Origin of the sequence: Leclercia adecarboxylata (genome assembly GCF_006874705.1) — a bacterium.
Lineage (GTDB): Bacteria > Pseudomonadota > Gammaproteobacteria > Enterobacterales > Enterobacteriaceae > Enterobacter > Enterobacter adecarboxylatus_C.
The window spans coordinates 1,532,137-1,543,614 of the sequence record NZ_CP035382.1 but is presented as its reverse complement, the minus strand read 5'-3'; the positions used below and the strand labels follow the sequence as shown (position 1 = coordinate 1,543,614).

At 58.0% G+C, this 11,478-nt stretch carries 13 protein-coding genes; 10 read left to right on the top strand and 3 right to left on the bottom strand.

What is annotated here, in order from left to right; translation table 11 throughout:
- Nucleotides 1-10 precede the first annotated feature (10 nt).
- The 8 genes from livF to ugpQ all read left to right on the top strand — a co-directional run bounded on the left by livF (nucleotide 11) and on the right by ugpQ (nucleotide 6,566).
- Entirely contained in the window at nucleotides 11-724 is a 714-nt protein-coding gene (livF, locus tag ES815_RS08380) for a high-affinity branched-chain amino acid ABC transporter ATP-binding protein LivF (RefSeq protein WP_072250910.1), read from the top strand.
- A 147-nt stretch (nucleotides 725-871) separates the two neighbouring features.
- Entirely contained in the window at nucleotides 872-1,093 is a 222-nt protein-coding gene (locus tag ES815_RS08375) for a type II toxin-antitoxin system Phd/YefM family antitoxin (RefSeq protein ID WP_142487421.1), read from the top strand.
- Complete coding sequence (locus tag ES815_RS08370; RefSeq protein ID WP_142487420.1) at nucleotides 1,090-1,458, top strand: type II toxin-antitoxin system death-on-curing family toxin; 369 nt, start codon at nucleotides 1,090-1,092, stop codon at nucleotides 1,456-1,458. The genes ES815_RS08375 and ES815_RS08370 overlap by 4 nt, the downstream gene beginning before the upstream one ends.
- 152 nt (nucleotides 1,459-1,610) lie before the next feature.
- Nucleotides 1,611-2,927, top strand: coding sequence for a sn-glycerol-3-phosphate ABC transporter substrate-binding protein UgpB (gene ugpB, locus ES815_RS08365; protein WP_142487419.1), 1,317 nt, complete (start codon nucleotides 1,611-1,613; stop codon nucleotides 2,925-2,927).
- A 100-nt stretch (nucleotides 2,928-3,027) separates the two neighbouring features.
- A complete protein-coding gene (ugpA, locus tag ES815_RS08360) occupies nucleotides 3,028-3,915 on the top strand; it encodes a sn-glycerol-3-phosphate ABC transporter permease UgpA (RefSeq protein ID WP_142487418.1) in 888 nt (295 codons plus the stop codon).
- The gene (gene ugpE, locus ES815_RS08355) at nucleotides 3,912-4,757 is read left to right on the top strand and encodes a sn-glycerol-3-phosphate ABC transporter permease UgpE (RefSeq protein ID WP_142487417.1); all 846 of its coding nucleotides are present in this window, start codon (nucleotides 3,912-3,914) and stop codon (nucleotides 4,755-4,757) included. Before ugpA ends, ugpE begins: the two co-directional genes overlap by 4 nt.
- Before the next feature lies 1 nt (nucleotide 4,758).
- Nucleotides 4,759-5,829 (top strand): sn-glycerol-3-phosphate import ATP-binding protein UgpC, encoded by a 1,071-nt coding sequence (locus tag ES815_RS08350; protein WP_142487416.1) that lies wholly within the window; start codon nucleotides 4,759-4,761, stop codon nucleotides 5,827-5,829.
- Complete coding sequence (ugpQ, locus tag ES815_RS08345) at nucleotides 5,826-6,566, top strand: glycerophosphodiester phosphodiesterase (RefSeq protein ID WP_142487415.1); 741 nt, start codon at nucleotides 5,826-5,828, stop codon at nucleotides 6,564-6,566. Before ES815_RS08350 ends, ugpQ begins: the two co-directional genes overlap by 4 nt.
- Here the strand turns inward: ugpQ and ES815_RS08340 are convergent.
- On the bottom strand, nucleotides 6,563-6,940 hold the full coding sequence (locus ES815_RS08340) for a DUF2756 family protein (protein ID WP_106995241.1): 378 nt from the start codon (nucleotides 6,938-6,940) through the stop codon (nucleotides 6,563-6,565). The two genes, ugpQ and ES815_RS08340, sit on opposite strands and share 4 nt — an antisense overlap.
- Before the next feature lie 122 nt (nucleotides 6,941-7,062).
- Between ES815_RS08340 and ggt the strand changes: the two genes are divergently transcribed.
- Complete coding sequence (ggt, locus tag ES815_RS08335; protein ID WP_185902394.1) at nucleotides 7,063-8,808, top strand: gamma-glutamyltransferase; 1,746 nt, start codon at nucleotides 7,063-7,065, stop codon at nucleotides 8,806-8,808.
- Between the two features lie 77 nt (nucleotides 8,809-8,885).
- Here the strand turns inward: ggt and yhhY are convergent, their stop codons facing one another.
- Together yhhY and ES815_RS08325 are read right to left on the bottom strand one after the other, a co-directional pair.
- Nucleotides 8,886-9,374, bottom strand: coding sequence for an N-acetyltransferase (gene yhhY / locus ES815_RS08330; protein WP_142487414.1), 489 nt, complete (start codon nucleotides 9,372-9,374; stop codon nucleotides 8,886-8,888).
- Between the two features lie 218 nt (nucleotides 9,375-9,592).
- Nucleotides 9,593-10,243: a polymer-forming cytoskeletal protein gene (locus ES815_RS08325; RefSeq protein WP_142487413.1), complete on the bottom strand. Its 651-nt coding sequence runs from the start codon at nucleotides 10,241-10,243 to the stop codon at nucleotides 9,593-9,595.
- Nucleotides 10,244-10,416: 173 nt separating this feature from the next.
- On the opposite strand from ES815_RS08325, the gene ES815_RS08320 reads away from it, so the two are divergent.
- Nucleotides 10,417-11,454 carry an oxidoreductase gene (locus ES815_RS08320; RefSeq protein WP_142487412.1) on the top strand — a complete coding sequence of 346 codons (1,038 nt, stop codon included), beginning with the start codon at nucleotides 10,417-10,419 and terminating at the stop codon, nucleotides 11,452-11,454.
- Nucleotides 11,455-11,478 lie beyond the last annotated feature (24 nt).

The following is an 11,478-nucleotide window of genomic DNA, read 5'->3' as shown; positions in this document are numbered from 1 at the left end:
GAGCCATAAGATGGATAAAGTAATGTTATCGTTTGACAAGGTTAATGCCCACTACGGCAAGATCCAGGCCCTGCACGACGTCAGCCTGCACATCAACCAAGGCGAAATCGTCACCCTGATTGGGGCTAACGGCGCGGGGAAAACCACGCTGCTCGGTACCCTGTGCGGCGATCCGCGCGCCACCAGCGGACGTATCGTCTTTGATGGTAAAGACATTACCGACTGGCAGACGGCGAAAATCATGCGCGAAGCGGTGGCGATAGTCCCGGAAGGGCGTCGCGTCTTCTCGCGTATGACGGTAGAAGAGAACCTGGCGATGGGCGGCTTCTTTGCCGAGCGCGAGCAGTTCCAGACCCGCATCAAGCGCGTGTATGACCTCTTCCCGCGCCTGTTTGAGCGCCGTATTCAGCGGGCAGGCACCATGTCCGGCGGGGAACAACAGATGTTGGCAATCGGCCGCGCGCTGATGAGCCAGCCGCGTCTGCTGCTGCTCGACGAACCTTCGCTCGGGCTGGCGCCGATCATCATCCAGCAGATCTTCGACACCATCGAACAGCTGCGTAGCGAAGGGATGACCATCTTTCTCGTGGAGCAGAACGCCAACCAGGCGCTGAAGCTCGCGGATCGCGGCTACGTGTTGGAGAATGGCCGTGTGGTGCTGGAAGACACCGGTGACGCGCTGCTGGCGAACGAAGCGGTGCGGAGTGCTTACCTGGGCGGCTGAGCCGTCTGTATTGCCCGGTGGCGCTACGCTTACCGGGCCTACAACAGCGTGCCGTACGTAGGCCGGGTAAGGCGAAGCCGCCACCCGGCTTTTTTGTTTTTTGTACGCTTTACTTGTACAATTGACTTGTACTTAAAAGGGGGCAATATGCGTACAATGAACTATAGCGAAGCACGTCAGAATCTTGCCTCAGCGCTGGATTCTGCCGCGACGGGAACACCCGTCACCATCACGCGTCGCGGTCATAAACCTGCCGTGATTATCAGCGCAGAAGAATTTGAACGTTATCAGGTGGCAAAACTGGATGCCGAGTTTGACGCCATTATGGGTATTCATGGCAACGAAATTAGGGAACTGGCTGACAAATGACCCTGCAATTTATCTCAGCGGAAGAGATAGTCCTGTTTCATGACAAACTCCTCAGCGTCACGCCTGGCGTCGCGGGAATGTCGGATCCGGGTCGTGCTGAAGCGCTGCTCTATCGCGTGTTAAACAAATATCAATACGAAGGGGTGACCGATGTCTGGATCCTGGCGGCGATGCATTTGCTGGCCATCTCCCGCGGCCATATCTTCAATGATGGTAATAAACGCACGGCATTGTTTATCACCTTGCTTTTCCTCAAACGTAACGGCATTTCGCTGAAGGCCAATCCGGATTATGTGGCGATGACGGTTGAGGCTGCTGCGGGCCGTCTGTCGCTTGAAGAAATTGTGGAGCGTTTACGCCGCTAGCCACTGCCTTCACATTTCCATCATCCCTCTGACGCTCTGCTGTCATATCTCTGTAAACAAACGGTTATTTTTCTGTAATTCGAGCATGTCATGTTACCTCGCGAGCACAAAACGCGTGATATCGCGCATCCGGCACAATAAGAGAGATGACAATGACATCGTTACGACACACAGCTTTGGGTCTGGCAATGGGTCTGGTTTTTGCGGGCAACGCAATGGCCGTCACCACTATTCCGTTCTGGCATTCCATGGAAGGGGAGTTGGGTAAAGAAGTTGACTCCCTGGCGCAGCGTTTCAACGACACCCACCCGGATTACAAAATTGTGCCGGTGTACAAAGGTAACTACGAGCAGAGCCTGAGCGCCGGTATCGCCGCGTTCCGTACCGGCAACGCCCCGGCGCTGCTGCAGGTATACGAGGTAGGCACCGCCACCATGATGGCTTCCAAAGCCATCAAGCCGGTGTACGAAGTGTTCAAGGACGCGGGCATCAACTTCGACGAATCCCAGTTTGTGCCGACCGTCTCCGGGTACTACACCGACTCCAAAACCGGGCACCTGCTTTCTCAGCCGTTTAACAGCTCCACCCCGGTGCTCTACTACAACAAAGACGCCTTCAAGAAAGCTGGCTTAGATCCTGAGCAGCCGCCAAAAACCTGGCAGGATCTGGCCGCGTACACCGCCAAACTGAAAGCGGCGGGCATGAAGTGCGGCTACGCCAGCGGCTGGCAGGGCTGGATCCAGATCGAGAACTTCAGCGCCTGGCATGGTCAGCCTGTTGCCACCGAGAACAACGGTTTCAACGGCACCAACGCGGTACTGGAATTCAACAAGCCGGAGCAGGTGAAGCACATCGCGCTGCTTCAGGAACTGAACAAGAAGGGCGATTTCAGCTACTTCGGGCGTAAAGACGAATCCACTGAGAAGTTCTACAGCGGTGATTGCGCCATTACTACTGCTTCATCCGGCTCGCTGGCGGATATCCGTCACTACGCCAAATTCAACTACGGCGTGGGCATGATGCCGTACGACGCCGACTCGAAAGGCGCGCCGCAAAACGCCATCATCGGCGGGGCCAGCCTGTGGGTGATGCAGGGTAAAGACAAGGACACCTACAAGGGCGTAGCGGAGTTCCTCGACTTCCTGGCAAAACCGGAAAACGCAGCCGAATGGCACCAGAAGACCGGCTATCTGCCGATCACCAAAGCCGCGTATGACCTGACCCGCGAGCAGGGCTTCTACGACAAAAACCCGGGCGCAGACATCGCCACGCGCCAGATGCTGAACAAGCCACCGTTGCCGTACACCAAAGGCCTGCGCCTGGGCAACATGCCGCAGATCCGTACCATCGTGGATGAAGAGCTGGAGAGCGTGTGGACCGGTAAGAAATCCCCACAGCAGGCACTGGATGCTGCAGTAGAGCGCGGCAACCAACTGCTGCGCCGCTTTGAGCAGTCGACCAAATCGTAATGTGAAATGCCGGGTGGCGGCTTCGCCTTACCCGGCCTACGCGAACCTGTAGGCCGGATAAGCGTAGCGCCATCCGGCGCTGTTCAGGAACTCAATCCCCATGTCATCTTCCCGTCCGGTGTTCCGTTCCCGTTGGCTGCCGTACCTGCTGGTCGCGCCGCAACTGGTCATCACCGTCATCTTCTTTATCTGGCCTGCGGGCGAAGCGCTGTGGTACTCGGTACAGAGCGTCGATCCGTTCGGGCTCTCCAGCCAGTTCGTCGGCCTGGATAACTTCGCCGCCCTGTGGCACGACAGCTACTACCTCGATGCTTTCTGGACGACGATCAAATTCAGCACCCTGGTCACCGTCAGCGGTCTTCTCGCCTCGCTGTTTTTCGCCGCGCTGGTGGATTACGTGGTGCGCGGCAGCCGTCTGTATCAAACCCTGATGCTGCTGCCCTATGCCGTAGCGCCGGCGGTCGCCGCCGTGCTGTGGATCTTCCTGTTTAACCCGGGGCGCGGACTGATCACCCATTTCCTCGGCGAGTTCGGCTATGACTGGAACCATGCCCAGAACAGCGGTCAGGCGATGTTCCTGGTGGTCTTCGCCTCGGTGTGGAAGCAGATCAGCTACAACTTCCTGTTCTTCTTTGCCGCGCTGCAGTCCATTCCGCGCTCGCTGGTAGAAGCCGCGGCGATTGACGGCGCAGGCCCGGTCCGCCGCTTCTTCAGGCTGGCGCTGCCGCTGATCGCCCCGGTGAGTTTCTTCCTGCTGGTGGTCAACCTGGTCTATGCCTTCTTCGACACCTTCCCGGTGATCGATGCCGCCACCGCCGGCGGCCCGGTACAGGCCACCACTACGCTTATCTATAAGATCTATCGCGAAGGTTTTGCCGGTCTGGATCTCTCGGCCTCTGCCGCCCAGTCGGTGGTGCTGATGTTCCTCGTCATCATCCTCACGGTGGTGCAGTTCCGCTATGTCGAAAGTAAGGTGCGCTACCAATGATTGAGAACCGTCGCGGGCTGACGATTTTCAGCCATACCATGCTGATTTTGGGCATCATCGTCATCCTGTTCCCGCTGTACGTGGCCTTCGTCGCCGCCACGCTGGATCGCAACGCCATCTTTGAAACCCCGATGACGCTGGTCCCGGGCGGGCATCTCTTTGAGAACATGGCGACCATCTGGACCCAGGGCGTCGGCGTTAACAGCGCCCCGTTCTGGCTGATGATGCTCAACAGCTTCATCATGGCGTTCGGCATCACGGTGGGCAAAATCACGGTGTCGATGCTGTCGGCGTTTGCCATCGTCTGGTTCCGCTTTCCGCTGCGCAACCTGTTCTTCTGGATGATCTTTATCACCCTGATGCTGCCTGTGGAGGTGCGCATCTTCCCGACGGTGGAGGTGATCGCCAACCTCGGGATGCTCGACAGCTATGCGGGGTTAACCCTGCCGCTGATGGCCTCGGCCACCGCCACTTTCCTGTTCCGTCAGTTCTTTATGACCCTGCCGGACGAGCTGATTGAGGCGGCGCGCATCGACGGTGCCTCGCCGATGCGCTTTTTCCGCGACATCGTGCTGCCGCTGTCGAAAACCAACCTCGCGGCGCTGTTTGTTATCACCTTTATCTACGGCTGGAACCAGTATCTGTGGCCGCTGCTGATTGTCCAGGACGTCAATCTCGGCACCGCCGTGGCGGGCATCAAAGGGATGATTTCAACCGGCGAAGGCACCACCCTCTGGAACCAGGTGATGGCGGCGATGCTGCTCACCCTTATCCCTCCCGTAGTCATTGTTTTAGCCATGCAGCGTGCGTTTGTCCGCGGCCTGGTCGATAGCGAGAAATAAAATGGCAGGTTTAAAATTACAGGCAGTCACCAAAAGCTGGGATGGCAAAACCCAGGTCATTCAGCCGTTAACGCTCGACGTGGCGGACGGGGAATTTATCGTGATGGTCGGCCCGTCCGGCTGCGGCAAATCCACCCTGCTGCGGATGGTGGCGGGGCTGGAGCGCGTAACGTCCGGGGATATCTGGATTGACCGCCAGCGCGTCACCGAGATGGAGCCGAAAGACCGCGGGATTGCGATGGTGTTCCAGAACTACGCCCTCTATCCGCACATGAGCGTGGAGGAGAACATGGCCTGGGGGCTGAAAATCCGCGGAATGGGCAAAAGCCATATCGACGAGCGCGTCAAAGAGGCAGCGCGCATTCTGGAGCTGGATGGTCTGCTGAAGCGCCGCCCGCGCGAGCTCTCCGGTGGCCAGCGTCAGCGCGTGGCGATGGGCCGCGCCATCGTGCGCGATCCGGCGGTGTTCCTGTTCGATGAACCGCTCTCTAATCTCGATGCCAAACTGCGCGTGCAGATGCGCCTCGAGCTGCAGCACCTGCACCGTCGCCTGAAAACGACTTCACTCTACGTCACCCACGATCAGGTGGAAGCCATGACCCTCGCCCAGCGGGTGATGGTGATGAACAAAGGCATCGCCGAGCAGATTGGCACCCCGGTGGAGGTGTATGAAAAGCCCGCCAGCCGCTTTGTGGCGAGCTTTATCGGCAGCCCGGCAATGAACCTGCTGGAGGGGCGCATCAGCGCCGCGGGTACCCATTTCGAACTGGAGAGCGGCATGGCGCTGCCGATCAACTGGTTCTATCGCGGCTATGCCGGACGCAAAATGACGCTGGGTATCCGCCCGGAACATATTGCGCTAAGCTCCCAGTCGGAAGGCGGGGTGCCGCTGGTAATGGATACCCTCGAGATGCTGGGTGCCGATAACCTGGCGCACGGACGCTGGGGCGAGCAGAAGCTGGTGGTGCGTATGTCGCATCAGGAGCGCCCGAAAGCGGGCAGCACGCTGTGGCTGCATCTGCCGGAAAATCATCTGCATTTATTCGATGGCGAAACAGGACAACGTGTATGAGTTATTGGCCTTATCCCCACATCGTCGCCCACCGTGGCGGCGGTAAACTGGCACCGGAGAACACCCTGGCGGCGATTGACGTCGGTGCGCGCTACGGCCACACCATGATCGAATTCGACGCCAAACTGTCGCAGGACGGGGAGATCTTCCTTCTGCACGATGACAACCTCGAGCGCACCAGCAACGGCTGGGGCGTGGCGGGTGAACTGCCGTGGCGCGATCTGCTGAAGGTGGATGCCGGAAGCTGGTTCAGCGGGGAGTTCAAAGGCGAGCCTTTGCCGCTGCTGGCTGAAGTGGCCGACCGCTGCCGGAAGCTAAGGATGATGGCCAATATCGAAATCAAGCCGACCACCGGCACGGGACCGCTCACCGGCAAAGTGATTGCGCTGGCGGCACGTGAGCTGTGGGAAGGCATGACCGCACCGCTACTGTCATCCTTTGAGATCGACGCCCTGGAAGCGGCGCAGGTAGCAGCCCCCGAGCTGCCGCGCGGTTTACTGCTGGATGAGTGGCGTGAAGACTGGCGCGAGCTAACCACCCGGCTGGGCTGCGTGTCGCTTCATCTCAACCATCGTCTGCTGGATGAGACGCGGGTGAAAGCAATTAAGGCCGCTGGCCTGCATATCCTGGTCTATACCGTCAACCAGCCCCAGCGGGCAGCGGAGCTGCTGCGTTGGGGCGTGGATTGCATCTGTACCGATGCGATTGCCCTGATTGGTCCGGACTTCCAGCCCTAAGGGTTATTCAGCATTGAGCCGTTCTGCTGCTGCGGCAGCATATGTTGCTGCTGCACACCGCCCGACGACTCTACGCCGCTAAGCATCCCGCCGCTGGTGTTAGGCAGAACCTGCACGCCCGGCTGGCTCTGCTGAACCCGCAGGGTGTTGTTGTTCATCTGCGTTTGCAGATGCTGCTGCTGGACGCGGGTCTGCGTCTGCAGCTGCTGATTGAGCATCCCTGTCTGTTGCTGCTGCTGGATCATCATCTGATTTTGCATCCGCTGCTGGCTGGGGTTTTGATAGCCCGGCTGGTTGGGGTTGTTCAGGGTGTTGATGGGCTGCGCGAGCACGGCAAACGGCAGTAACGCCGCAACAAGAATCAGTCGTTTCATTGTTACTCCCTCCTTCTGAGGCCTCCTTTAAGTTTACCTCGGATCCTGCACTACGATGATTTTTTAAGAGTTATGAACCAGGCTTAAGCGGGAGCATGAGTCCCTGTACCTGGAGAATAACAATGATGAAACCAACGTTTTTACGCTGGGTAGCGATTGCTGCCCTGACGGCAGGCGGTACGTTTTGCGTGGCAGCGAATCCGCCTGCTGCGCCCCCGGTCTCCTACGGCGTGGAAGAAGATGTGTTCCATCCCGTGCGGGCGCAGAAGGGGATGGTCTCTTCGGTGGATGCCCTCGCCACCCAGGTAGGGGTGGATATCCTCAAACAGGGCGGTAATGCGGTGGATGCGGCGGTGGCGGTCGGCTATGCGCTGGCGGTGACGCACCCGCAGGCGGGTAACCTCGGCGGCGGCGGTTTTATGATGCTGCGTACCAAAGATGGCGTGACCACGGCGATCGACTTCCGTGAAATGGCCCCCTCCCAGGCCACGCGCGACATGTTCCTCGACGAGCAGGGCAACGCCGACAGTAAAAAATCCCTCACCTCCCATCTGGCTACCGGCACACCGGGTACGGTTGCGGGCTTCTCGCTGGCGCTGGATAAGTACGGCACCCTGCCGCTGAACAAAGTGGTCCAGCCGGCCATCAAGCTGGCGCGCGACGGTTTTGAGGTCAACGACGCCCTGGCCGACGATCTGAAAACCTATGGCAGTGAAGTGCTCCCTAACCATGAGAGCAGCAAAGCGATCTTCTGGAAGGAGGGCGAGCCGCTGAAGAAGGGTGACAAGCTGGTGCAGACCAACCTCGCCAAAAGTCTGGAGATGATTGCCGAGAACGGCCCGGACGCCTTCTATAAAGGGGTCATTGCCGACCAGATTGCCGAAGAGATGAGCAAGAACGGCGGGCTGATCACCAAAGCCGATCTCGCGGAGTACAAAGCCGTGGAGCGCACGCCGATTAGCGGGGACTATCGCGGGTATCAGGTCTACTCCATGCCGCCGCCGTCTTCCGGCGGGATCCACATCGTGCAGATCCTCAACATCCTCGAGAACTTCGATCTGCATAAGTTTGGTTTCGGCAGTGCCGATACCATGCAGGTGATGGCCGAGGCGGAAAAATATGCCTACGCTGACCGCTCGGAGTATCTGGGTGACCCGGATTTCGTCAAGGTACCGTGGCAGGCGCTGACCAATAAAGCCTATGCCAAAACCCTGGCCGATCAGATCGATATCAACAAAGCCAAACCCTCTAGCGAGATCCGCCCGGGCAAACTGGCGCCGTACGAGAGCAACCAGACCACCCACTTCTCGGTGGTGGATAAAGACGGTAACGCGGTGGCGGTGACCTATACGCTCAACACCACCTTTGGTACCGGGATCGTGGCAGGTAACAGCGGTATTCTGCTCAACAACGAGATGGACGACTTCTCCGCCAAACCGGGCGTGCCGAACGTCTACGGGCTGGTGGGCGGGGATGCCAACGCCGTCGGGCCGAAGAAACGCCCGCTGTCGTCGATGTCGCCGACCATCGTGGTGAAAGATGGCAAAACCTGGCTGGTGACCGGCAGCCCAGGCGGCAGCCGCATTATCACCACCGTGCTGCAGATGGTGGTCAACAGCATCGATTACGGGATGAACGTGGCAGAGGCCACCAACGCGCCGCGCTTCCATCACCAGTGGCTGCCGGATGAGCTACGGGTGGAGAAAGGCTTTAGTCCGGACACCCTGAAGCTGCTGGAGCAGCGCGGGCAGAAGGTGGTGGTGAAAGAGGCGATGGGCAGCACCCAGAGCATTATGGTCGGGCCGGATGGCGCGCTGTATGGGGCATCGGATCCGCGTTCAGTAGATGATTTGACGGCGGGGTATTAAACCTTTTACCTCTCCCCAATGGGGAGAGGTATCCATAACCGTAGGCCGGGTAAGGCGAAGCCGCCACCCGGCAATGCTTACCTGATGCGCGCCATAAAGTGCGCATCCACATACTCGCCGTTACGCAGGGCGAACTTCTTCCCGGTGCCTTCCACCACAAAGCCGTATTTACGATACAGGGCGATGGCAGAGGCATTGTCGACAAACACCGTCAGCTCGATGCGCTCGATGCGCAGCCAGTTGTCGCACAGGTTGATCATCTCCCGCATTAACGCGCTGCCCGCGCCGCGGCCTTGCACCTCGGCTGAAACGCCGATCCCGAACGTCGCGACATGGCTGCGACGGGGGTTTTCCATCACGTCCAGCACCAGGTGACCGATGACCTTATCGTCCAGGCAGGCTACCAGATGGCGCCTGCCCGGTTTTGCGGCCACGCGTTCCTTCCACATGTCCATCGATGGATGAGGAAGCTGTAGTGTGTTGTGATACACCCCTGGCTGGGCGTTAATCAGGCGTAAAGCTTCGGCATCGGCGGCTTCAACGTGGCGTATCACTATCTCACTCATTCCTTCTTCCTCAGTCAGTTAGGTTCCTTTTCAACATCCATGAGTTTGAAATGTGAGTCAACAAGCATTTTTTGCAAAAAAGGAGTGGACAAGTGCGAATGAGAATGATTATTATTGCTCTGCATTCAGGAGAACCGACACGGGAACCTGAAAGCACGACATTGCTCACATTGCTTCCAGTATTATTTTAGCCAGCTTCCAGCTGGCTTTTTTTTGCCCTAAAGCTTTTGCAGCTGCACGAGATCGAGCGGGTCGGGGGTGCTCTCTTTCATCAGACCCACCACGTTGTTCTTTTCTGCGACAGCCGGCAAAAGCTCAGCCTGGCCGGAAAACTGACCGCCTTTTTTAACCGCCAGAGTGCGATAGCCAAGGGTGCCCGTGACCTGACCATGCTCGCAGATCTCAATCACATCGCTGCTGCACTGGCCGACGATCTTGCCATCCACGATCAGCTCCCGACAGGTAACGTTCCCCTCCACCTGGCCCCCACGCATAATCTTTATCAGGCTCTCACTGGAATCGATATTGCCGATAAGCGTCCCGTGAACGTAGACGTGCCCGCCGGAAACGATATTACCTTCAAAGCGCACATCGCTGGCGATAACCGTGGTGCCGTGTTTCTCCGTAACGGTGGGCTCTTTTTCGCTGACGGGCACCTGTGGAAGGGCGATGTCTGGCTTGCCAGTCTCGATGGTTTTGCTCTTTTTAAACATGATCTTGACCTGATTAAGTAGAAGGGAGGTGCCAAAGCTCAGTAAGGACAATGCAGCGAACAGCCACGTCAGGAAGAGGGCGCCTGAGCACCAGGACACCAGCGCGAGCAGCCAGAAGAGAAGTGCGCTATTTAACGCGAGATATTTTCTTTCCATAGAAAATGAGCGCGACTCCTTTCGCGAGCATGGGGTTTTGGCCGTCCCCTTATCCTGTTAATTCCGGCCAGGATCAAGGTTCCGACCGCCATTTTAGGATTCGTTATAGAAATATATTTCGCCGCCAGGTTGCGCTATGGTTGAAAGCAGAGACCTAAGCCAGGAAAACCACTATGACACTACACTGCGCATTTATTGGATTTGGCAAAAGCACCACCCGCTATCACCTTCCGTATGTTCTCACCCGTAAAGCCAGCTGGCATGTGGCGCACATCTTCCGCCGCCACCCGAAACCGGAAGAGCAGTCCCCGCAGTACGCCCATATTCATTTCACCAGCGATCTCGATGAGGTCCTGAACGACCCCGAGGTTAAGCTGGTGATCGTCTGCACCCACGCCGACAGCCACTTTGAGTACGCGAAACGCGCCCTGGAAGCCGGTAAAAACGTGCTGGTGGAAAAACCCTTCACCCCGACGATGGCCGAAGCGAAAGAGCTGTTCGCGCTGGCTCGCAGTAAAGGGCTGACCGTGAGCCCGTATCAGAACCGTCGCTTTGACACCTGCTTCCTGACCGCCAGACAGGCGATTGAGAGCGGTAAGCTGGGCGAAATCGTCGAAGTAGAAAGCCACTTCGATTACTACCGTCCGGTGGCGGAGACCAAACCCGGCCTGCCGCAGGATGGCTCCTTCTATGGCCTCGGCGTCCACACCATGGACCAGATCATCTCCCTGTTCGGTCGTCCGGACCATGTGGCCTACGACATCCGCAGCCTGCGCAATAAAGCCAACCCGGACGATACCTTCGAAGCCCAGCTGTTCTATGGCGATCTGAAAGCGATCGTCAAAACCAGCTATCTGGTGAAGATCGACTACCCGAAATTTATCGTCCATGGCACCAAAGGCTCGTTTATCAAGTACGGCATCGACCAGCAGGAGACCAGCCTGAAGGCCAACATCATGCCGGGCGAGCCGGGGTTTGCGGCGGATGAGTCCGTGGGCGTGCTGGAGTACGTCAACGACGCGGGCGTAACGGTGAAAGAGGAGATCAAACCGGGCACCGGCGACTACGGGCAGGTCTACGATGCGCTGTATGAGACGCTGACAAAAGGTACCCCTAATTACGTCAAGGAAATTGAAGTGATGACCAATCTTGAAATCCTTGAACGGGCCTTTGAACAGGCCTCACCTGCCACGGTAACCCTTGCCAGATAAGCCTGAAAGACTCCTCTGTTCTTG